This window comes from Subtercola frigoramans, assembly GCF_016907385.1.
Lineage (GTDB): Bacteria > Actinomycetota > Actinomycetes > Actinomycetales > Microbacteriaceae > Subtercola > Subtercola frigoramans.
This window is the reverse complement of record NZ_JAFBBU010000001.1, coordinates 2,556,125-2,576,443: the sequence shown is the minus strand read 5'-3', so window position 1 is coordinate 2,576,443 and position 20,319 is coordinate 2,556,125. Positions and strand designations below refer to the sequence as shown.

The window sequence follows — 20,319 nt, the reverse complement described above, 5'->3', positions numbered from 1 at the left end:
ATGCACGTACGGGATCTGACGAGTGCCGATGCCCATGGCGTTGTTGCCCTGTGGCACGAAGCCGGGCTCACGAGGCCGTGGAATCCGCCCGAAATCGACCTGCAACGGGCCCTCGACACCTCGACATCGACCGTGCTCGGCGCGTTCGACGGCGAGGAGTTGTGCGGGACTGTCATGGTCGGCCACGACGGGCACCGCGGCTGGATCTACTACCTCGCCGTGAGCGGGAGTCGGCGGGGAATCGGCCTGGGCAGGCTGTTGATGTCGAGAGCAGAAGACTGGTTGCGCGAACAGGCCGTTGTGAAAGTACAACTCATGGTGCGGTTGTCGAACACGGCGGTACTCGGGTTCTACGACCACCTCGGGTACGAAGACGCGGCCGTCGAGGTGCGGTCGAAGTGGCTCACCTGACGGGGGTGGCTGAGACGTAGGCCGCGAGGTGCTCGCCGGTGAGGGTCGAGGGCGTGGCGACGAGGTCGGCGGGGGTTCCCTCGAAGACGACCCGGCCACCGTCGTGGCCGGCGCCGGGGCCGAGGTCGATCATCCAGTCGGCGTGCGCCATCACCGCCTGGTGGTGCTCGATGACGATGACCGATCGCCCCGAATCGACGAGCCTGTCGAGCAGGCCCAGGAGCTGCGCGACGTCGGCCAGGTGGAGGCCTGCGGTGGGTTCGTCGAGTACGTAGATCGCGCCCTTCTCGGCCATGTGGGTTGCCAGTTTGAGCCGCTGGCGTTCGCCGCCGGAGAGGGTTGGGAGGGGTTGGCCGATGCTGAGGTAGCCGAGCCCCACGTCGACGAGCCGGGCGAGAATGGCGTGCGCGGGGGCGTTTCGAGCTTCACCCGCACCGAAGAACTGCGCTGCCTCGGTGACCGACATGGCGAGTACCTCGCTGATGTCGCGGCCGCCGAGCTGGTAGTCGAGCACCGAGGCGAGGAACCGCTTGCCGTCGCACTCCTCGCAGGTGGTCGCGACCCCGGCCATCATGGCGAGGTCGGTGTAGATGACGCCGGCGCCGTTGCAGACCGGGCAGGCCCCTTCGGAGTTGGAGCTGAAGAGAGCGGGCTTCACGCCGTTCGCTTTCGCGAAAGCCTTGCGGATGGGCTCCAGGAGCCCGGTGTAGGTGGCGGGGTTGCTCCGCCTGGAGCCGCGGATCGCGCTCTGGTCGACGGTCACGACCGTGCCGTGGCCGGTTTCAGGTGCGCGGCTGACGGAGCCGTGGATGAGCGAACTCTTGCCGGATCCGGCGACACCGGTGATGACGCACAGCACGCCGAGAGGAATGTCGACGTCGACGCTCTGGAGGTTGTTCGCCGATGCGCCACGGATCTCGAAGGTGCCCGTTGGCGTGCGCACCTCGTTCTTGAGAGCTGCCCTGTCGTCGAAGTGCCTCCCGGTGATCGTGTCGCTTTCACGCAGTTCGTCGACAGTGCCTTCGAAGCAGATCGAGCCGCCTGCCGAGCCAGCACCCGGGCCGAGATCGACGATGTGGTCGGCGATCGCGATCGTCTCCGGTTTGTGTTCGACGACGAGAACGGTGTTGCCCTTGTCTCGGAGGCGCAGGAGCAGGTTGTTCATGCGCTGGATGTCGTGGGGATGCAGGCCCGTCGTCGGCTCATCGAACACGTACGTCACGTCGGTGAGGGAGGAGCCGAGGTGGCGGATCATCTTCACGCGTTGTGCCTCTCCGCCCGAGAGCGTGCCTGATGGCCTGTCGAGCGACAGGTAACCCAGGCCGATCTCCACGATCGAATCGAGGATCTGCTGCAGCGAATCCAGGAGCGGCCGCACCGTCGGCTCGTCGAGCCCGCGGGTCCACTGGGCGAGGTCGCTGATCTGCATCGAGCAGGCCTCAGCGATGTTCACTCCGCCGATGCGCGACGAACGGGCACCTTCGCTGAGTCGGGTGCCGCCGCACTCGGGGCACGCGGTGAAGGTCACCGCTCGATCGACAAACGCGCGGATATGGGGCTGCAGGGCATCCGGATCTTTGGAGAGAAAGGAGTTCTGGACGCGGGGAATGAGGCCCTCGAAGGTGAGGTTGACCCCGTTGATCTTGACCTTCACCGGTTCGTGGTGCAGGAAGTCGTGGAGTTCGGTCGCTGTGAAGTCGCGGATCGGCTTGTCGGGGTCGAAGAAACCCGAGCCGGCGATGATGCGTACCATCCAGCCGTCGCCGGTGTAGCCCGGCACGGTGATCGCCCCCGCGTTGATCGATTTGGCGTCGTCGAAGAGCTGGGTGAGGTCGATGTCGGAGACGGTGCCGCGGCCCTCGCAGCGCGGGCACATACCGCCCGTGCGGCTGAACGATTGCGTGACCGTCTTGCTGGCGGCGCCGCGATCGACGGTGATGGCGCCGCTGGCCCGGATCGAGGCGACATTGAACGAGAACGCGCTCGGCGGCCCGATGTGGGGCTGCCCGAGACGGCTGAACACGATTCGCAGGAGTGCCGTGGCGTCGGTCGCGGTGCCGACGGTGGAACGGACGTCGGCACCCAGTCGCTGCTGGTCGACGATGATCGCCGTGGTCAGGCCTTCCAGCACGTCGACGTCGGGGCGCGCCTGCGTGGGCATGAAGCCCTGCACGAATGCGCTGTAGGTCTCGTTGATCATCCTCTGCGACTCTGCAGCGATGGTGCCGAAGACCAACGAGCTCTTGCCCGATCCAGAGACGCCGGTGAAGACGGTCAGTCGTCGTTTGGGGATGGTGACGGTGACGTCTTTGAGGTTGTTGACGTGCGCGCCCTGCACGCGGATCTGGTCGTGGATGTCTGCGGCGAGGGCGGGCGGTCGTGGCGTGCTGGAGGGTGCTTCCATGGAATCAGCTTAAGTGGAGCGCCCTCACGAGAGGAGGTTGTGGCGTCAGAAGAGGGGCCAGGGCACAGCGGGCATCTCGCCGCGGGGCGCTGGAAACGTGCCGCGCGTGAGCAGTCGCTCGCATCTCGTAGCGAGGGCGGCGATTTCGCGCACGGTGAGCAACGGTTCGAGCGTGTCGCCGAGCTCGCCCTGGAGGTCTGCGAGCACTCTTTCGACCCCGTGCCGTTCTGCGACGCTGAGATCGTCGCCGCGCCATCCCCAGAGAACCGTACGCAGCTTGTATTCGGCGTGAAAGGTCAGGCCGTGGTCGATCCCGTGGCGGTGACCGCTGGGCATCGGCAGAATATGGCCGCCCTTTCGGTCGGCGTTGTTCACCACAACGTCGAACACAGCCATTCTCCGAAGCTCCGGCGAATCCTCGTGCACGAGCGACACCGGATGATCTTCCTCGTCGATCCCGTCGAAGACGTGACGCCAGCCTTCGTCAGGCACGGAGTCCGTCGGCACGAGGTCGACGGGATCCTGCGCCCCATCGTATTCCTGCCACAGTTGAACCGAGCCTGTGCCCAGGGGGCCGTCATGCAGCCAGGTGCGGGGCACGATGTTCCAGCCGATCGACTGCGAGACCAAGTAGGCTGCGGCCTCCCGGTGCGCGAGGTTCCCGTCGGGAAAGTCCCACAGAGGGCGTTCGCCGGAAATGGGTTTGTAGATGACCGGCAGGCCTCCGATCGTGCCGAAGAAGGCCGCGTTCGAGGCCGTTCTGATCTGGCCCTTCAGCTCGAGCTCGCCGTGGGAGGGGTCGTCTCGACCGGCGAGGTCACCCCCTGTTGTCACAGAAGGTCGTCTGGCACCGGGCAGACGTGCCCGTCGGCGTCGATGGGGGTACCGCAGAGGGGGCAGATCGGCCGGCCTGCGCCAACAATCTCGCGCGTGCGCATGGCGAACGCGCGAGCGGTGCCGACAGGAATTCGGATGAGAAGCATCTCGGTGGGCTCGGTCGGAACCGGATCTGAGTCTTCATCGTCTGCGAGGTCGAGCGGAAATGCTTCGATCACGACCTGGACGGTCGAGGGGTCCCAGCCCAGGCTCATCGCCCCCGCCCGGAACTGCTCGTCGACCGGTTGTTCCAGTGGATCGTTGTCGACCAGCTCGACGGGTGTCGTCGCCTGCACACTGTAGGGATTGCCCTCAGCAGCCATCAGATCGTCGAGGATCTCGTCGATGGAGCCGGCGAGAATGGCAGATTGCTCCTTCTCGAGCGCAACACTGACGATCTGTGCGCCGGTGCGCGCCTGGAGATAGAAGGTGCGCGACCCCGGTCGGCCGACGGTGCCGACGATGATTCGGTCGGGCCAGTCGAACAGATGGACGATTGTGGGCATGGGGATATTTTAGGCGTGCGATGTTTCGGGCGCAGTACGGCTGTCGCCGCCGCCGACCGTCTCCTGCTCGGCGGAGTCAGATGCCTTGAGCCAGGAGAGGTCACCCGCGTCGGAGTTCATGGAGAAGACGGTGGGCCGCCCGGAACCGTAGCGCACGATCGAAATCGAGGCAGGGCCGACAGCGATGCGCTGGAACAGGTCGAGGTGCATGCCGAGCGCATCGGCAAGGATCGATTTGATGATGTCGCCATGACTGACCGCGGCCCACACGGCCCCGGCGCCGTGCTGGGCTTCGAATGCCGCATCGTGTCGCCTGATCGCCGACACCGAACGGGCCTGCATCGCCGTCAAGGATTCGCCACCGGGGAAGATCGCCGCTGACGGCTGCGTCTGCACGACCGACCACAGGTCTTCTGTGGCGAGTTCCCTCAGAGGTCGACCCTGCCAGAGCCCGTAGTCGCACTCGGTGATTCCTGCCTCGATCGGCGACACCGGAACGATCGGAGATTCTGCCTGGAGGTCGAGAATCATGCGCGACGTCTGGCGACACCGCTCCAGCGGGCTGGAGACCACACCCACCAGGGGAACAGCGGCCAGGCGTTCGCCAGTGCGATGAGCCTGGTCGCGCCCGACTTTGTCGAGCCTGACCCCGGCGGTGCGACCGGCGAGGATGCCGCTGGCATTGGCGGTGGTGCGGCCATGCCGCACGAGAATGACTGTGGCCATGCCCCTGAGCCTAATCGCGGTGTGCTCGGTACCGTTTTCGCAGCACGCCGTTGGGGTACGTGCGAGGCTCGATGCCGCCGCCGGCAACTACTGCATAATGGACTGGTGTAGTCCTCCCCCCGTAGCTCAGCGGAAGAGCAAATGGTTTCTACCCATCAGGCCGGGGGTTCGAATCCCTCCGGGGGGACTTCAGGTGGGGCCTTCGGGCAGCCGGCTCAACGGCCGGACGTCGCCTCGATCTGCCGCTCGACGGCGTCGACATCGCTCAGAACTCGCTGAGTATCGAGATCGCTGGGCGAAACGCGCGGTGTGGTCTCGATTGACGCTGCCGGTATGGATGACCGTGAGTACGTGGCTGCGGCAGGCGCACTGTCTGCCGATTCAGGGTGAGCCGGTGACGGGTGGGAATCTGCCGGTGCTGCAATGACGCCCGCGGCGGGAGCGGCAGCACTGCCAGTGGTTGGCGCCGCAGGGGTGACAGCAGGTGAAACGGCCACTGGCGCCGCGGCGTACTGCTCGTGATGCTGTTGCGCGACCCACGCTTCCTGCTGCTCACGAAGCGTGTTCTCTGTGTCTGCGGACTGCACCTTCCAGCGCTCGAGGTCACTCTGGAAGACACGCCGGGTGCGGCCTGGCCGGTGCTGCCATTCGACGAGCTGGTCACGGAATTGCACGACCGCGGGTTCGATCTGGTAGCCGAACGTCGCCGAGTTGCGCTTCATCTCGCCCAGGGAGTGCGCCGCCCAGTTCGCAGCGACCGAAGCTCCCTTGATGGGGAGCAGGCGCACCTGGATGTCGGCCTGGCCGGTCGCCCGGTCAGACAGGATCTGCTCCTGTGGCGAGAGAGAGTTCCAGACCGACGCCTGCTCAGCGGCGTCGACCAGTGCGCCGATTGCAGCGACCTTCAGTTCGCGATCCCTGCTGGCGAGGACTCGTTTGATCGAACCGCTCGCTATCCACGCTGCCAGAAGCCCGGCCACGACGATCGACACGGCCGGCACGACGATACTCGTGATGACGTAGGCGCCGCCATCAGTCTGAGTCCAGTTGAGAAAGTTGCTCCACCATTCCATGGGGGAAGACTACCTCCGTGCCCGCGGAATGGCTGGGCACGCCGCGCGTGTGGCGGTGGATGCGTGTGGGTGCGTCACAAGAAGCAGGTGAGTGCATCATCCATCGACGCGAAGTCGCCGATCTGCATGATCTGCCGCGTTGAGACAACAAGGCGGCGCGCTTCGAACCGAGGTGCCGTTGCCACGCCTGCGGTTCGCGCACCTTCGCTCGAACTCTCGATGTACCCGGCCAGCGACCCATCGGCGCGAATCACGCGCCAGAGCGTCGGCCGCACCTGACGGAGCGTCGGCCGTACCTGACGGAGCGTCGGCGAGTTGCGGAGCATTGTGGTCGGGGTGGAGGTGATCGTCATCGTGGTTCTCCATTCTCAGCGCCGGCCCGGGCTCGTGTTGTTTGTGTGGCTGACTCTATGAGCAGCCTCCGACACCGCAGCCCGTTCGCTCCAAGCAGAGCGCGGAGGGTCGAAGCCTGCGTGGCTCGTCGTACGCTTGAGCCATGCAAACTTTTGTTCTCGCGGGCGGCTGTTTCTGGTGCCTCGATGCTGTCTATCGCACACTCCACGGCGTCACCGACGTCGTCTCGGGCTACACGGGCGGGGAGGTTCCGAGCCCCAGCTACGAACAGGTCTGCACCGGTCGAACCGGGCATGCCGAAGTTGTGGCAGTGACATTCGACCCCGATGTCATCCCCGCCGATGTCATTCTGGACGTGTTCTTCACGCTGCACGATCCCCGCCAGCTCAACCGCCAGGGCAACGACGTGGGTACCCAGTACCGATCGGCGATGTTCTACTCCAGCCCGGAGCAGAAAGCGCTGTTCGACGCCTCGGTCGTGCGCGCGGCAGACCTGTGGGACGGCACGGTGGTCACCGAGGTTGTGCCGCTCACCGAATTCTTCTCGGCTGAGGAATACCACCAGGACTTCTTCGCCAAGAACCCCGGCCAGGGCTACTGCATGGCAGTGGCGGTGCCCAAGGTGAACAAGGTGCGAAAGAGTTTCGCGCAGTACATCAGGGCGGCCTGACCCGTACTCTTCTTCCTCACAATACTGGCGCTCCTCCCTCACAGTCGTAGCTGAGCGGATGCTCTGCACAGTCTTGCTCTTCCTCTGCCCCGCCGCGTTCGCGACGGGGCAGAGTCGTCTCACCGGGCCGTCGTGCCTGTCGAGGAGAGAGAAGAAAACCGTGACCGACACCATTTCGCTGACCGGAGTCGTGGCAACTGAGCCGAGATTCCTGACCACCAATGACGGGCTGGAGGTGACCACCTTTCGGCTGGCGTCCAGCCAGCGCCGGTTCGACCGCAACAAGAATGCCTGGGTCGATGCGGGAACGAACTGGTACACCGTCGCGTCGTTCCGGCAACTCGCTGCGAACCTCGCACAATCGATCAGTAAGGGCGACCGGGTCGTAGCCACGGGTCGGCTGCGCATCCGGGAATGGCAGGGCACGGAGCGTGCGGGTATCACCGTGGAGATCGAGGCCGATTCCGTCGGTCACGACCTCGCCTGGGGGCGGTCGGTCTTCACCAGGACGGCTGGCTCGTCGGCTGGCGCATCGTCGCTTTCACGAGATGCTGCATTCCGTGGTCAGAACGGTTCTGCGGGCCCGGGCTCGCAGAACGAATCCGGCGCGTTGTCGGCGGCGCGGAGTGCTGGTGGGCAGGTGACTGACGGAGCGTTCGTGGCTGCAGCTGTCCCTGATCCCTTCGCACTGCCGGAATCCGCTTTCCCAGCGTTGTCGCCGGGAGGCGCAGCTGACTGGAACTCCTCGCTCGGCCAGGGTGTGGCCGTGGCCGCAGCCGCTGACGCTGCCGCTGGGCGGCTGGCGGCACGCTGGGGCGACCAGGGACGTGGCGAGGCTGACCGTGACGACGACGATGATGAATATGACGACGACGATGGCGATGAATATGACGGTGTCGTCGGCGGCGACGCTGATGGCGACATCGCTGGTGAGGATTCCGTTGTCGCCGGCACTGTGGCAACAGGGTGACGGGCCGGGGATTCCGTGCCTCGTGCGAGGAGCGACGGCTCGCATCGATTCTGAGCTTTTCTCCATGCTGGCCCGCTTAGACTACGTGGCACAGGGGTCGGAAGAACGAGTTGAGTAGGAGAATCGTCATGCGCCGTGCGCATCAGCTGGGCATCGTCGTCGCGGTCTCGGTCGGCGCGGTGTTCTCGCTCGCGGCGTGCACCTCTGCTCCTTCGCCACAGCCCACAGCGACAACATCGACATCCGCCGCACTTGTGCCGTCTCCGTCATCATCGGCCGCTCCTGTCTACATTGCCGACGGAACTGCCGCGCAGAACCAGGCCTTCTTCGACTTCGTGAATGCCGGCGTCGTCACGACTGCAGCGGCGGCGAACACTCCAGCGGACGGCGTTGCTTTCATCTCGGCCCTCCGCGCGGGCGGATTCGCTGTCGCCGATATGCAGGTGACGCCCGACGTGACCACCGTGGGCGTCAAGGCCGATTCGATCCAGTTCTCCGTCGCCATTGCGGGCCAGTGCCTGATCGGCCAGTACGGTTTCGGTCACTACGCGAGCGTCGTCGTGCCCGCGCTGGGTACTGGTGGCTGTCTGATCGGTGAGACGCGCCCAATAGACTGGTAGCCATGGCCGAATACATTTATTCCATGGTGCGCGCCCGCAAGGCCGTGGGCGACAAACTGATCCTCGACGACGTCACGATGGCATTCCTGCCGGGGGCGAAGATCGGCATCGTCGGTCCCAACGGGGCGGGTAAGTCGACCATCCTGAAGATCATGGCCGGGCTCGATACCCCGAGCAACGGTGAGGCCAAACTCAGCCCGGGCTACACCGTCGGCATCCTCATGCAGGAGCCGGAACTCGATGAGACGAAGACAGTTCTCGAGAACGTTCAAGAGGGAGTCGGCCCGATCAAGGCCAAGGTCGACCGATTCAACGAGATCTCCCAGGAACTCGCTGACCCCGATGCAGACTTCGACACGCTGCTCGCCGAAATGGGTACCCTGCAGGAGCAGATCGACGCTGAAGACGCCTGGGATCTCGACTCCCAGCTCGAACAGGCGATGGATGCCCTGCGAACCCCGCCCGGCGACGCCAGTGTCGCCAACCTCTCCGGTGGCGAGAAGCGGCGCGTCGCGCTCACCAAGCTGCTGCTGCAGAAGCCCGACCTCCTCCTGCTCGACGAACCCACGAACCACCTCGACGCCGAGAGTGTGCTCTGGCTCGAGCAGCACCTGGCGAAGTACCACGGTGCCGTTCTCGCCGTGACACACGACCGGTACTTCCTCGACCACGTCGCCGAGTGGATCGCCGAAGTCGACCGTGGGCACCTGTACCCCTACGAGGGCAACTACTCGACCTACCTCGAGAAGAAGCAAGAGCGGCTCATGGTCCAGGGCAAGAAAGACGCCAAGCTCTCGAAGCGACTCGCTGAAGAGCTCGCGTGGGTGCGGTCGAACGCCAAGGGTCGCCAGGCGAAGTCCAAGGCTCGCCTGGCCCGCTACGAGGAGATGGCGACCGAGGCCGAGCGCACCAAGAAGCTCGACTTCGAGGAGATCGTGATTCCCGTCGGCCCGCGCCTCGGTTCGCAGGTCATCGATGCGAAGCACCTGCACAAGGGATTCGGAGAGCGTGTGCTCATCGACGACCTCAGCTTCACCCTGCCCCGAAACGGCATCGTCGGTGTCATCGGCCCGAACGGCGTCGGCAAGTCGACCCTCTTCAAGACCATCGTGGGGTTCGAGCCGCTCGACTCCGGCGAGCTGGTCATCGGCGACACCGTCGACATCTCCTACGTCGACCAGGACAGGGGCGGCATCGACCCGAAGAAGACCCTCTGGGAGGTCGTCTCCGACGGCCAGGACTACATTCAGGTCGGCAAGACGGAGATCCCCTCCCGTGCCTACGTCTCGACGTTCGGGTTCAAGGGGCCAGACCAGCAGAAGGCCGCTGGAGTCCTCTCTGGTGGGGAGCGCAACCGCCTCAACCTGGCTCTCACGCTCAAACAGGGGGGCAACCTGCTGCTGCTCGACGAACCGACGAACGACCTGGACGTCGAAACGCTCGGCAGTCTCGAGAACGCCCTGCTCGAGTTCCCTGGTTGCGCTGTGGTCATCACACACGACCGGTGGTTCCTCGACCGCATCGCCACGCACATCCTCTCGTACGAAGGCACCGAAGACGATCCGGCCAACTGGTACTGGTTCGAGGGAAACTTCGAGTCGTACGAGCAGAACAAGATCGAGCGGCTCGGCCCCGATGCGGCCAAGCCGCACCGCTCCGCGTACCGCAAACTCACCCGCGACTAGGCGGGCCTGCGCGACGATGCGACTCCACATCCCCACCCGCCTGCGCTGGTCCGACCTCGATGCGTACGGTCACGTCAACAACGTCCAGATCCTGCGGCTTCTCGAAGAAGCGCGCGTGCAGGCCTTCTGGGCGACCGACGAACCCGGAATCCAGCTGAAGACCTCGGAGTCCGGCGAGACGGGCGACCGCACGTCGATCGAGGGAACCACGATGGCGGTGATCAATGCCGACCTCGGTTCTGCGACGCTCAGCCTGGTCGCCCACCAGGAGGTCGAATACCTGGCACCGATCCCGTTCCTCCGACAGCCGCTGGACCTCCACCTGTGGATCAGTCGACTCGGGGGTGCGAGCCTCGAGCTCTGCTATGAGGTCTGGAGCCCCGAGGGTGTCGTGCCGGCGACGCTCTTCACCCGGGCATCCACCACCCTCGTTCTGGTCGACGCGGCAACGCAGCGACCCAGGCGCATCACCGACGAGGAGCGCGCCGCCTGGCAGCCCTACGTCGACGAACCGGTGGTCTTCAACAAACGCCGCTGAGACGCCGGCCCGCGGGCGCACCCTCCGCAACACGCCCGCGCCACCACCAGCTGCCACGTCTGCTCAGTGCACGGGGACCCGCACCATGCCTTCCTGCGCCACAGAGGCGAGGAGGATGCCCGCCTGAGAGTAGATACGGCCGGTCGCCAGTCCTCGGCCACCTTGGGCGCTGGGGGATTCCTGCACGTAGAGCATCCACTCGTCTGCGCGACCTGGGCGGTGCCACCACATCGCGTGATCGAGACTGGCCGACTTGAGACCGGGTGTGACCCAGACGACGCTGTGGCGGCGAAAGATCGGTTCCAGCAGAGAATAGTCGCTGGCGTAGGCCATCGCGGCTCGGTGGAGATCCGGGTCGTCGGGGAGCGGGCCGATCGATTTCATCCAGATGGCCTGATACTCGACAGGGTTGGGGTCGGAGGCCAGGTAGATCGGTGAGCCCACGTGCCGGATGTCGAACGGGCGCCGGTGCGCCCAGTTCTGGGCGATGGGGTGGTCGATGTGGCCGATGAGTTCAGCGACACTGGGCAGCTCTTCGGGATTCGGCAGGTCAGTTGGCATGTCGATCTGATGGTCGAGGCCCGGCCCGACTGACTGGAAGGAGGCGATCATCGACAGGATCGGCAGGCCGTCCTGATACGCCTGCGTCCGTCGCGTAGAGAACGAGCGGCCGTCATGGATCCGGTCGACGGAGAAGGTGATGGGCTTCGAGGTGTCTCCCGGCCGCAGGAAGTATCCGTGCATCGAGTGCGCCGGTCGTTCGCCGTCGACGGTGTGCTGAGCCGCGATGAGGGACTGGGCGAGCACCTGGCCACCGAAGACCCGACCGTGGGCGGTCCACTGCGACGGGGCGGTGAAGATGTCTTCTGCGGTTCGGGCGCCCGTGTCGGTGAGTGTCAGCGTCGCCAGAAGATCGGCCATCGGATCAGCATTCGGATTCGTCATGAAGCCTCCATCTCGGTACTGCAACAGCTGCGCCAGAGCACGCACGAACCGTTTCCTTGAAGTAGTTTAGAAGCTGATGGTTCACTCGTTTTCTCTCGTCGACGCGCTCTCCCTCGGAGACCTCAAAGTCTTTCTGGGACGTGCGGCGCGCATCGGCACCGGCTCGGTGCGCCTGATCGGTGGCCAGGGTGTGCTCGCGGTCTATGCCTCGGTGCTGGCACCCAAGGGCTTGCTCGACGATGCGCCGACCGTTCTCGGGCTTCGTACCTTCGCGCTGACCGACAAGACAGTGCAGTTCGACGAGATCGTCTCGATCCGCGCGCTGCTCGACCGCCTGGCGATGCTCTCCGTGACGGCGAACGGGGAGACGGGCCCTGTCGACGTCTCCCTCCCGCCCGCAGAAGGTCTCATGGCCTGGGCGGGCATCTCGCCACCCCGCGGGGGGTGGACGAACCTCGGTCTCGTCGATGCGGCCGTGCTGGAGCGGTCTGCCGGAGAGGGGATCTCCGAGGTCGCAGCGGCTCTTCCGCCCGACACGGGTGAGCAACTCGTGCACAAGGTCCGCTCAGAGGTCTGGGGCCGTGCGATTCCCGACATCGACCGACGAACTGCCGCCGGTGCCGCGTTTGCCGCGGTGAGCCTGGGCTTCCTGCGCCCTGACGACCCCGTCGCGCTGTACGAGTCGGGGCCATGGACTCGCCTCACGACCCGTCGCGGCCACATCCTCACCCGCTGAGCGCGCGCGTCACCCCTGTTGACGCGATCGACTTTCCCGATTGCGCGCCGATTTCGCGAAATCTTCGCACAATCGGGCAACTCGATGCTGGGGCGCGTCAGAGTTGAGCGGCGACAGCACGGCCTGCCTGGCGACCCGAGAAGATGCAGCCGCCGAGAAAGGTGCCTTCGAGCGAACGGTAGCCGTGCATCCCGCCGCCACCGAAGCCTGACGCCTCGCCTGCGGCGAACAGCCCGTCGATCGGGGTGCCATCAACACCGAGCGCACGCCCGGAGAGGTCGGTCTCGATGCCGCCGAGGGACTTGCGGGTGAGAATGTGCAGTTTGACGGCGATCAGCGGCCCGGCGCCGGGATCGAGGAGCTTGTGGGGAGTCGCCACGCGGATCAGCCTGTCGCCGCGGTAGTGTCTGGCACCCCGGATCGCCGTGATCTGTGCGTCTTTGGTGAACACATTGTCGAGCTCGCGGTCACGGGCACGGAGTTCGCTCTCGACGAGGTCGGGTTTCAGCGGGCTCGGGGCGGCCTCACCGGCGCCCGACAGCCGCTGCATCCCGGCCAGAAGCTCCGTCAGGGTGTCTGCCACCACGAAGTCGACACCCTGCGCCTTGAATGCCTCGATCGGCCCCGGGGCGCCAGGGCCGATGCGACCGGCCAGCAACCGCAGGTCTTTGCCCGTCAGGTCGGGGTTCTGTTCGCTGCCCGAGAGTGCGAACTCCTTCTCGATGATCTTCTGGGTGAGCACGAACCAGCTGTAGTCACACCCCGTCGAGACGATGTGCTCGAGTGTTCCGAGCGTATCGAAGCCGGGGAACAGGGGTACAGGAAGGCGCTTGCCGGTGGCATCGAGCCACAGTGACGACGGCCCCGGAAGAATCCGGATGCCGTGCAACGGCCACACGGGATCGAAATTGGTGACGCCCTCGGTGTAGTGCCACATGCGATCAGTGTTGACGAGGCGCGCGCCGGACGCCTGGGTGATGCCGAGCATCCGGCCGTCGACGTGCGCGGGCACGCCCGAGAGCATGGATGCTGGTGCCTGCCCCATTCGAGCGGGCCAGTTCGCGCGCACCAGGTCGTGGTTGCCTCCGATGCCCCCGCTGGTCACGATCACGGCAGAGGATCGCAGCGAGAACTCACCCTCGACCACCCGTGAACTGGGTTCGCCGCGGGCCGCCCCCGATGCCGCCAGGACACTCCCGCTGACGCCGATCACACGCCCGCCGGTCAGGGTGAGGGCGTCGACGCGGTGCCGGTGCAGAAGGGTGACGAGGCCGGCGTCGACCCCGGCCTGCACGCGGGCCAGGAAGGGGGCGACCACGCCCGGGCCCGTGCCCCAGGTGATGTGAAACCGCGGCACGGAGTTGCCGTGCCCGTTCGCGGTGTAGCCGCCTCGCTCGGCCCAGCCGACCACGGGGAAGAACCGCACGCCCCGCTGGCGGAGCCACGAACGCTTCTCTCCTGCCGCAAACTGCAGGTACGCCTCGGCCCATCGCTTCGGCCAGTAGTCCTCCGGGCGGTCGAAGCCCGCAGAGCCGAACCAGTCCTGCCGGGCGAGTTCGAGGCTGTCCCGCACCCCGAGCCGCCGCTGCTCGGGGCTGTCGATCAGGAACAGCCCGCCGAACGACCACCATGCCTGTCCGCCGAGCGAGGCCGCCGGCTCCTGCTCGACGATGGTGACCCTCCGGCCCGCGTCCACCAGCTCCGCGGTGGCCACAAGGCCAGCAAGCCCCGTCCCGACAACAATGACGTCGGTCTCATCGGGGTCTGTCATCTCAGAAACATCCTTGTCTCACAGTCACTCACTCAGGTCAGAGACCCGCGCATTCCGTTACTCGTCGAACGTATTCACCATGGCATGGGCGGCGCGCTCGAGGTAGTCCCAGAGTGTCGCCTCCTGCAATGGCGGCAACGCGAGGGAGTCGACGGCTACCCTCATGTGAGCCAACCACCGGTCGCGGGCATCGGGGTTGACCTTGAACGGGTTGTGCCGCATCCGGAGCCTCGGGTGACCTCGCTGCTGGCTGTAGGTGGTCGGGCCACCCCAGTACTGCTCGAGAAAGCCCGTCAGTCGCTGAATGGCCCCTTCGAGGTCGTCTTCCGGGTACATCGGCTTCAAGACCGGGTCACCCGCGACGCCCCGGTAGAACTCGCGCACCAGGGCCTCGAACGTGGCGCGGCCGCCGAGCTGGTCGTAGAACGTCACACCAGATTCGGTCGAAGGCACCGAGGCGGTCGGCACCACAGGGATCAGCGGAATGCCTGGGGGGCGCTGGGTTTCGTCGGTCATCGTGTCACGCCTTGCCAGTGGGGGAGCCGGGGCTGCTGCGCCCGGGGTCTGTGGGTGCCGGGGTGGGAATCGACTTGGTGCGCGGCGGCCGGGCTCCGGCGACGGATGATGCACCCTCGAATCCCGTGAGAACGATGCTGTTCAGCGAAGGCAGCTTCACTCCCATCGCATCGAGCGAACGTTTGAGCATCATCCGGAGCTCGCGTGCGACATCGTCTTTGGCGTTGGTGCGCGTCTTCATGACGAGGCGGATCACCAGTGCCTCGGCCGAGATGCTCTCGAGCCCCCAGATCTCGGGCTTCTCGAGGATTCGCGACCGCCACTTGGGGTTCTGGGCGAGCTCGTTCGCCGTTTCGAGCATACGGGCCTGAACCGCATCGACGTCGGTGTCGTAGGGAATGGCGAGGTCGATGATGACCCGTGCCCAGCCCTGCGACATGTTGCCCACTCGCAGGATCTCGCCGTTGCGCACAAACCACAGCGTGCCGTTGACATCGCGCAGGGTCGTCACGCGGATGCCGACGGCCTCGACCACGCCGGTCGCGGGGCCGACGTCGACCACGTCTCCGACTCCGAGCTGGTCTTCGACCACCATGAACAGGCCGTTCAGCATGTCTTTGATGATGTTCTGGGCCCCGAACCCGAGGGCGGCCCCGATGACACCGGCGCTCGCCACCAGCGCAGTGACCTGGAACTGCAGTTCGCCGAGGATCATGATGAAGGCGAAGACGACAATCGACCAGGTGATGACATTCGAGAGCACGCTGCCCATGGTGCGGGTGCGCTGCACCACGCGAACCGCAGCGACCGGCGAGGCAGGGAGTTCCTGGGTGTTCTCGGCGTCGTGCTTCTTCTTGACGCCGGTGACCACGCGTTTCACGACGCGGTCGACCGACCTCAACAGGATCCACCGGGCGATCAGGGCCCCGAGGATGATCAGCACGATGTTGATCAGGTGCTGGAACGTCCGATAAAAGTCCCCGAGGTTGGTCCAGAACTCATCCATATGTGCCCAATCGTACTCACCCGCCCCTTGGCATTGCCCGAGGCATTCAGCCCAACTTCGCTAGCGACCTCGGGTTCGCTGTCGGGCGAGCATGCAACGGTAAACCTTGGGAACGCCCAAGCGCAGGCAGCCCGTGAACGCTCGCCCGAACTCGGTTGGTCCGCCGATCGGCCTCGGTGGACTGGCAGTCGAAGCGCGTGCGTGGCGTCAGACACGCCGCAAGATCAGTCGGAGTCTTTGGCCTGGGCGGCGAGGGCGCGGTCGACGCCGGCGAGGTTCTCGACCACGAGGCGGCGAAGTGCGGCCGGCTCCGGGTCGGTGTCGAGCCAGGCCTGGGTCGCGTCGCGGAGCTCCTGGCTCGCGAGCCCGGCCGGGTACAACCCGGTGATGAGCGTCGCCGCGATCTGGTAGCTGCGGGTCTCCCACAGCTCTTTCACGACCTCGAAGTACTTCGCGATGTAGGGCTGCAGCAGCGCGTCGTCGTTCGAGCGCTGGAAACCGGCGGTCGTGGCTCGAACGATGAGGTTCGACGCACGGTCGGTGTCGACCAGGGACGCCCAGGCAGCAGCCTTCGCCTCTGCCGTGGGTATCGACGCCCTGGCGCTCGCCGCCGACTGCGCACCGGTGGCCGTGTTGTCTGCCGCGAGGGCCGCGGCGATCTCGGCCTCTCCGGCCACTCCGTTCGCCACGAGAGCAGTCAGCAGGTCCCACCCGAGGTCCGTGTCGATCTCGAGCCCGTCGAGTGCGACAGAGCCGTCCCTGAGCCCGGTCACGATCGCCAGGTCTTCAGCGGAGCTGGCAACCGCAGCGAAGAACTTCACGAACTGGAACTGCTCGTCAGAGCCGGGAGCAGCGTTTCGCGCGAGCGCCCAGAGCTCCGTCGCCGCGTGGGCGACTGCCTCCGGGCTGAACGAAGGAGCGACATAGAGTTTCGCCGTCAGCACCAGCTGGTTGAGGGCCGTGCGAAGCGTCGTGCTCTCGCTCTCAGTGGCGATGTTGCCGAGCACCAAGCGAACGAAGTCGCGCGGGCGGGTCTCGGCATCGCGCGTGGCATCCCACGCCGAACCCCAGACGATTGAGCGGGCGAGCCCGTCTTCGATCGCGGCAAGGTGATCGATGGCGGTTTGCAACGACAGCTCGTCGAGGCGGATCTTCGCGTACGCCAGGTCGTCGTCGTTCAGCAGCACCAGGTCGGGCCTCGAGAGCCCGATCAGCTCGTCGACCCTCGTCTTCTCGCCGGCAACGTCGAGCTCCACCCGATGGTTCCGGATGAGCGCGCCTTCGTGCAGGTTGTAGAACCCGACCGCGAGGCGATGCGGGCGGATCGTCGGGTACTCCGCGATCGCCGTCTGGGTGATGGCGAACGAGGTGATCACGCCGTCGGAGTCCGTCTCGATCTCGGGGCGCAACGTGTTGACGCCGGCCGTCTCGAGCCAGAGCGCCGACCACTCGGCGAGGTCACGGCCGCTGGTCGATTCGAGCTCCGTGAGCAGGTCGGTGAGTTCGGTGTTCGAGTAGGCGTGCTTCTGGAAGTACTGCCCGACACCGGCGAGGAACTGTTCCTGGCCCACCCACGAGACAAGCTGTTTGAGCACAGACGCGCCCTTGGCGTAGGTGATGCCGTCGAAGTTGACCTGCACGTCGTCGAGGTCGTTGATCGTGGCGAAGATGGGGTGCGTCGAGGGCAGCTGGTCCTGGCGGTATGCCCAGCTCTTCTCGGTCGAGGCGAACGTCGCCCACGCACCGTGCCATTCGGTCGCCTCAGCTGTCGCGAGCGTGGAGATGTACTCGGCGAACGACTCGTTCAGCCACAGGTCGTTCCACCACTTCATGGTGACGAGGTCGCCGAACCACATGTGGGCCAGTTCGTGCAGGATCGTCACGACGCGGCGCTCCCGCTGGGCATCCGTCACCTTGCTTCGGAACACGTACGACTCGGTGAAGGTCACGGCCCCCGCGTTCTCCATGGCGCCGGCGTTGAACTCGGGCACGAACATCTGGTCGTACTTGGTGAAGGGGTACGGGTAAGCGAAGGCCTTCTCGTAGAACTCGAAGCCCTTGCGGGTCGTGTCGAAGACGTAGTCGGCATCCATATACTGGGCGAGGGATGCCCGCGAGAACACGCCCAGGGGAATCACTCTGCCGTCGCTCGACGTCAGCTCGCTGTGCCAGGCCACATAGGGCCCGGCGACGATGGCGGTGACGTAGGACGAGAGGATCGGCGTGGTCTCGAAGCTCCAGGTCGCCGTGCCGACGCCGGTGGCGACGGGTTCGGGCGTGGGGGAGTTGGAGATGACCTGCCAGTAGTCGGGCGCTGTCACCGTGAAGGTGAAGGTCGCCTTGAGGTCAGGCTGCTCGAACACGGCGAACACGCGGCGCGAATCGGGAACTTCGAACTGGCTGTAGAGGTAGACCTCGCCGTCGACCGGGTCGACGAAGCGGTGCAGGCCCTCGCCGGTGTTGGTGTACATCGCGTCGGCGACGACGGTCAGGATGTTGTTGTCGGAGAGATCGTCGAGCTGGATGCGCACGCCGTCGCTGACCGAAGTCGGTTCGAGGTCGACCCCGTTCAACAGCACAGAGTGCACGTTCCTGGTGATCGCGTCGATGAACGTCGATGCGCCGGCGCTGGCGGTGAACCGAACGGTCGTGGTACTCAGAAAGGTCTCCGCGCCCTGGGTCAGGTCGAGCGTGACGTCGTAGCTCGACACCGAGATGAGAGCTTTGCGCTCCTGGGCTTCGATGCGGGTGAGGTTTTCTCCAGGCAACTGTTGTTCTCCGTAGGGTGTGTAGACGGTGGGATGCGGCCGCGCGCGGCCGAAGGACTTCGCGCTGATCTGCCTCGTGGGCTGTCTGCTCGCTCGTGAAATCCCGCACCAAGCCTAGCCCTCGGCCCTTGTGGTCACCCGTGTGACGCTCGCCACCCACCCGAGAGACCCGGCCCCTAAACTTGGCTCATGCGTATCCACCTCGGCACCGACCACGCGGGGCTCGACTTCAGCCGTCACCTCTTCGATCACCTCACCGCTGCGGGCCACGATGTCGTGGACCACGGCCCGACGAGCTACGAACCGCTCGACGACTACCCCTCGTTCTGCATCAATGCCGCTCTCGGTGTTGTGCGCGACCAGCAGGCCGGTGTCGAAGCGCTCGGAATCGTCTTCGGCGGCTCGGGCAACGGCGAGCAGATTGCAGCGAACAAGGTGACGGGTGCCCGCGCGGCTCTCGTCTGGAGTCACTCGACCGCCGTTCTCGCCCGCCAGCACAACGATGCGAACCTCATCGCCATCGGTGCGCGCCAGCACACCGTCGACGAGGCCGTGTCGTTCATCGACGCCTTCATCGCCGAGCCTTTCTCGCTCGAGGAGCGCCATGTTCGCCGCATCGCCCAGCTCGCCGAGTACGAGGCGACGGGTGCCATTGCCGGCGTGCACGTCGGCCCCGATGCCGGTGGCGCAGAGACCGTCGCCTCAGACCCCACGCCGACCGGCCAGTTCAACCCGGCCGACCTGCACTGACCCGCTCCTCCACTCTCGCTCGTCATGCCCGAAGGCCATTCCGTCCACCGCATCGCGCTCCAGTTCGAGCGCGACTTTGTCGGGCACCTCGTCGCCGTGAGCTCGCCCCAGGGTCGCTTCGCCGCCGGTGCTGCTGAAATCGACGGCCTCCGGATGCTCGAGGCCCGCGCCGTGGGCAAGCAGATGTTCCTGCGCTTCGAGCACGACAAGTGGCTGCGCATCCATCTCGGCATCTACGGCGCCTGGGACTTCTTCGGCACGATCTCGGCCATCACTGCCGAGTCTGAGGCGCTCGGCAGCATCGGTGCACCGCGGTTGAGGCGAGCCGTGCGCATGGCAGAGACCGAGCACACGAAAGACACCGACCTCAGCACCTTCCCGCCCGAACCCGTCGGAGCGGTACGTGTTCGACTGGCGACCGAAGAGAGTGTCGCCGACCTGCGCGGCCCGACGGCGTGCGAGGTCATCGACCCGGTGCAACTCGCCGCCGTGCTCGAACGGCTCGGCCCCGACCCTGCCACCGACCGGAGCCAAGCGGCCGAAGACCGGTTCGTCACGCGCCTCCGCGCGAAACCGACCGCGGTCGGCCAGCTGCTCATGGACCAGTCCGTCGTGGCCGGCATCGGCAACGTCTATCGGGCCGAGATGCTCTTCCGTGCGCGCCTCAACCCGCACACTCCGGGCAAGAAGGTCACGGAAGACCAGGCCCGCGCCCTCTGGGCGGACTGGGTGCAGCTGCTCGACCTCGGCATCCGCACCGGCCAGATGCTCACCATGGACGGCCTCGACGCCGAAGCCCAGGCGCTCGCCCTTGCCAACCGCGAAGACCGGCACTGGGTCTACAAGCGCGAGGGACTGCCCTGCCGCGTCTGCGGAACGCACATCGTCGTCGAGGTGATGGCGGCCCGAAAGCTCTACTGGTGCCCGTTCTGCCAGAAGTGATGCCGGGCATCCGGTTGCCTGCATCGGGGTCACTTCGGCTTTGAAATGGCTT

The 20,319-nt window shown here is 65.8% G+C and carries 20 protein-coding genes and 1 tRNA gene; 10 read left to right on the top strand and 11 right to left on the bottom strand.

Translation table 11 applies throughout. The annotated features are described in order from the left end of the window. Nucleotides 1-411: a GNAT family acetyltransferase gene (locus JOE66_RS12060; protein ID WP_205109772.1), complete on the top strand. Its 411-nt coding sequence runs from the start codon at nucleotides 1-3 to the stop codon at nucleotides 409-411. On the opposite strand, the gene JOE66_RS12055 is transcribed toward JOE66_RS12060, so the two are convergent. From JOE66_RS12055 to JOE66_RS12040, 4 genes are read right to left on the bottom strand one after another with little or no spacing between them, the layout of a single operon-like run. Beyond that, entirely contained in the window at nucleotides 404-2,815 is a 2,412-nt protein-coding gene (locus JOE66_RS12055) for an ATP-binding cassette domain-containing protein (protein ID WP_205109771.1), read from the bottom strand. The two genes, JOE66_RS12060 and JOE66_RS12055, sit on opposite strands and share 8 nt — an antisense overlap. 45 nt (nucleotides 2,816-2,860) lie before the next feature. Continuing rightward, a complete protein-coding gene (locus JOE66_RS12050) occupies nucleotides 2,861-3,649 on the bottom strand; it encodes an SCO1664 family protein (RefSeq protein ID WP_205109770.1) in 789 nt (262 codons plus the stop codon). After that, complete coding sequence (locus tag JOE66_RS12045; protein WP_205109769.1) at nucleotides 3,646-4,197, bottom strand: DUF3090 domain-containing protein; 552 nt, start codon at nucleotides 4,195-4,197, stop codon at nucleotides 3,646-3,648. Before JOE66_RS12045 ends, JOE66_RS12050 begins: the two co-directional genes overlap by 4 nt. A gap of 9 nt (nucleotides 4,198-4,206) precedes the next feature. After that, nucleotides 4,207-4,923 (bottom strand): histidine phosphatase family protein, encoded by a 717-nt coding sequence (locus JOE66_RS12040; RefSeq protein ID WP_205109768.1) that lies wholly within the window; start codon nucleotides 4,921-4,923, stop codon nucleotides 4,207-4,209. Nucleotides 4,924-5,038: 115 nt separating this feature from the next. Between JOE66_RS12040 and JOE66_RS12035 the strand changes: the two genes are divergently transcribed. Beyond that, nucleotides 5,039-5,110: transfer RNA gene (locus tag JOE66_RS12035), tRNA-Arg, on the top strand. Between the two features lie 28 nt (nucleotides 5,111-5,138). On the opposite strand, the gene JOE66_RS12030 is transcribed toward JOE66_RS12035, so the two are convergent. Together JOE66_RS12030 and JOE66_RS12025 are read right to left on the bottom strand one after the other, a co-directional pair. After that, nucleotides 5,139-5,996 carry a hypothetical protein gene (locus JOE66_RS12030; protein ID WP_205109767.1) on the bottom strand — a complete coding sequence of 286 codons (858 nt, stop codon included), beginning with the start codon at nucleotides 5,994-5,996 and terminating at the stop codon, nucleotides 5,139-5,141. Nucleotides 5,997-6,070: 74 nt separating this feature from the next. Then, entirely contained in the window at nucleotides 6,071-6,349 is a 279-nt protein-coding gene (locus tag JOE66_RS12025) for a hypothetical protein (protein WP_205109766.1), read from the bottom strand. Between the two features lie 143 nt (nucleotides 6,350-6,492). On the opposite strand from JOE66_RS12025, the gene msrA reads away from it, so the two are divergent. From msrA to JOE66_RS12000, 5 genes are all read left to right on the top strand, one after another. Beyond that, nucleotides 6,493-7,020: a peptide-methionine (S)-S-oxide reductase MsrA gene (gene msrA, locus JOE66_RS12020; protein ID WP_205109765.1), complete on the top strand. Its 528-nt coding sequence runs from the start codon at nucleotides 6,493-6,495 to the stop codon at nucleotides 7,018-7,020. Between the two features lie 160 nt (nucleotides 7,021-7,180). Next, nucleotides 7,181-7,990 (top strand): single-stranded DNA-binding protein, encoded by an 810-nt coding sequence (locus JOE66_RS12015; protein WP_205109764.1) that lies wholly within the window; start codon nucleotides 7,181-7,183, stop codon nucleotides 7,988-7,990. A gap of 128 nt (nucleotides 7,991-8,118) precedes the next feature. Further along, on the top strand, nucleotides 8,119-8,610 hold the full coding sequence (locus JOE66_RS12010) for a DUF6993 domain-containing protein (RefSeq protein ID WP_205109762.1): 492 nt from the start codon (nucleotides 8,119-8,121) through the stop codon (nucleotides 8,608-8,610). A gap of 2 nt (nucleotides 8,611-8,612) precedes the next feature. After that, nucleotides 8,613-10,295 (top strand): energy-dependent translational throttle protein EttA, encoded by a 1,683-nt coding sequence (gene ettA, locus JOE66_RS12005; protein WP_205109760.1) that lies wholly within the window; start codon nucleotides 8,613-8,615, stop codon nucleotides 10,293-10,295. Nucleotides 10,296-10,311: 16 nt separating this feature from the next. Further along, nucleotides 10,312-10,833 carry an acyl-CoA thioesterase gene (locus JOE66_RS12000; protein WP_205109758.1) on the top strand — a complete coding sequence of 174 codons (522 nt, stop codon included), beginning with the start codon at nucleotides 10,312-10,314 and terminating at the stop codon, nucleotides 10,831-10,833. 63 nt (nucleotides 10,834-10,896) lie between these two features. On the opposite strand, the gene JOE66_RS11995 is transcribed toward JOE66_RS12000, so the two are convergent. Further along, nucleotides 10,897-11,778, bottom strand: coding sequence for an acyl-CoA thioesterase (locus JOE66_RS11995; RefSeq protein WP_205109756.1), 882 nt, complete (start codon nucleotides 11,776-11,778; stop codon nucleotides 10,897-10,899). Between the two features lie 76 nt (nucleotides 11,779-11,854). Between JOE66_RS11995 and JOE66_RS11990 the strand changes: the two genes are divergently transcribed. Continuing rightward, the gene (locus JOE66_RS11990; protein WP_205109754.1) at nucleotides 11,855-12,514 is read left to right on the top strand and encodes a DUF8185 domain-containing protein; all 660 of its coding nucleotides are present in this window, start codon (nucleotides 11,855-11,857) and stop codon (nucleotides 12,512-12,514) included. A 97-nt stretch (nucleotides 12,515-12,611) separates the two neighbouring features. Here JOE66_RS11990 and JOE66_RS11985 read toward each other — a convergent pair whose 3' ends face one another. From JOE66_RS11985 to pepN, 4 genes are all read right to left on the bottom strand, one after another. Continuing rightward, nucleotides 12,612-14,285, bottom strand: coding sequence for an FAD-binding dehydrogenase (locus tag JOE66_RS11985; protein WP_205109752.1), 1,674 nt, complete (start codon nucleotides 14,283-14,285; stop codon nucleotides 12,612-12,614). Nucleotides 14,286-14,342: 57 nt separating this feature from the next. Beyond that, complete coding sequence (locus JOE66_RS11980) at nucleotides 14,343-14,801, bottom strand: globin (RefSeq protein ID WP_205109750.1); 459 nt, start codon at nucleotides 14,799-14,801, stop codon at nucleotides 14,343-14,345. A 4-nt stretch (nucleotides 14,802-14,805) separates the two neighbouring features. Next, the gene (locus JOE66_RS11975; RefSeq protein ID WP_205109748.1) at nucleotides 14,806-15,807 is read right to left on the bottom strand and encodes a mechanosensitive ion channel family protein; all 1,002 of its coding nucleotides are present in this window, start codon (nucleotides 15,805-15,807) and stop codon (nucleotides 14,806-14,808) included. Nucleotides 15,808-16,031: 224 nt separating this feature from the next. After that, on the bottom strand, nucleotides 16,032-18,575 hold the full coding sequence (gene pepN, locus JOE66_RS11970; protein WP_205109745.1) for an aminopeptidase N: 2,544 nt from the start codon (nucleotides 18,573-18,575) through the stop codon (nucleotides 16,032-16,034). Nucleotides 18,576-18,764: 189 nt separating this feature from the next. Between pepN and JOE66_RS11965 the strand changes: the two genes are divergently transcribed. Further along, nucleotides 18,765-19,325, top strand: a complete 561-nt coding sequence (locus JOE66_RS11965) for a ribose-5-phosphate isomerase (RefSeq protein WP_205109743.1) — start codon at nucleotides 18,765-18,767, stop codon at nucleotides 19,323-19,325. A 24-nt stretch (nucleotides 19,326-19,349) separates the two neighbouring features. Beyond that, the gene (locus tag JOE66_RS11960) at nucleotides 19,350-20,267 is read left to right on the top strand and encodes an Fpg/Nei family DNA glycosylase (protein WP_205109741.1); all 918 of its coding nucleotides are present in this window, start codon (nucleotides 19,350-19,352) and stop codon (nucleotides 20,265-20,267) included. Nucleotides 20,268-20,319: the final 52 nt, after the last annotated feature.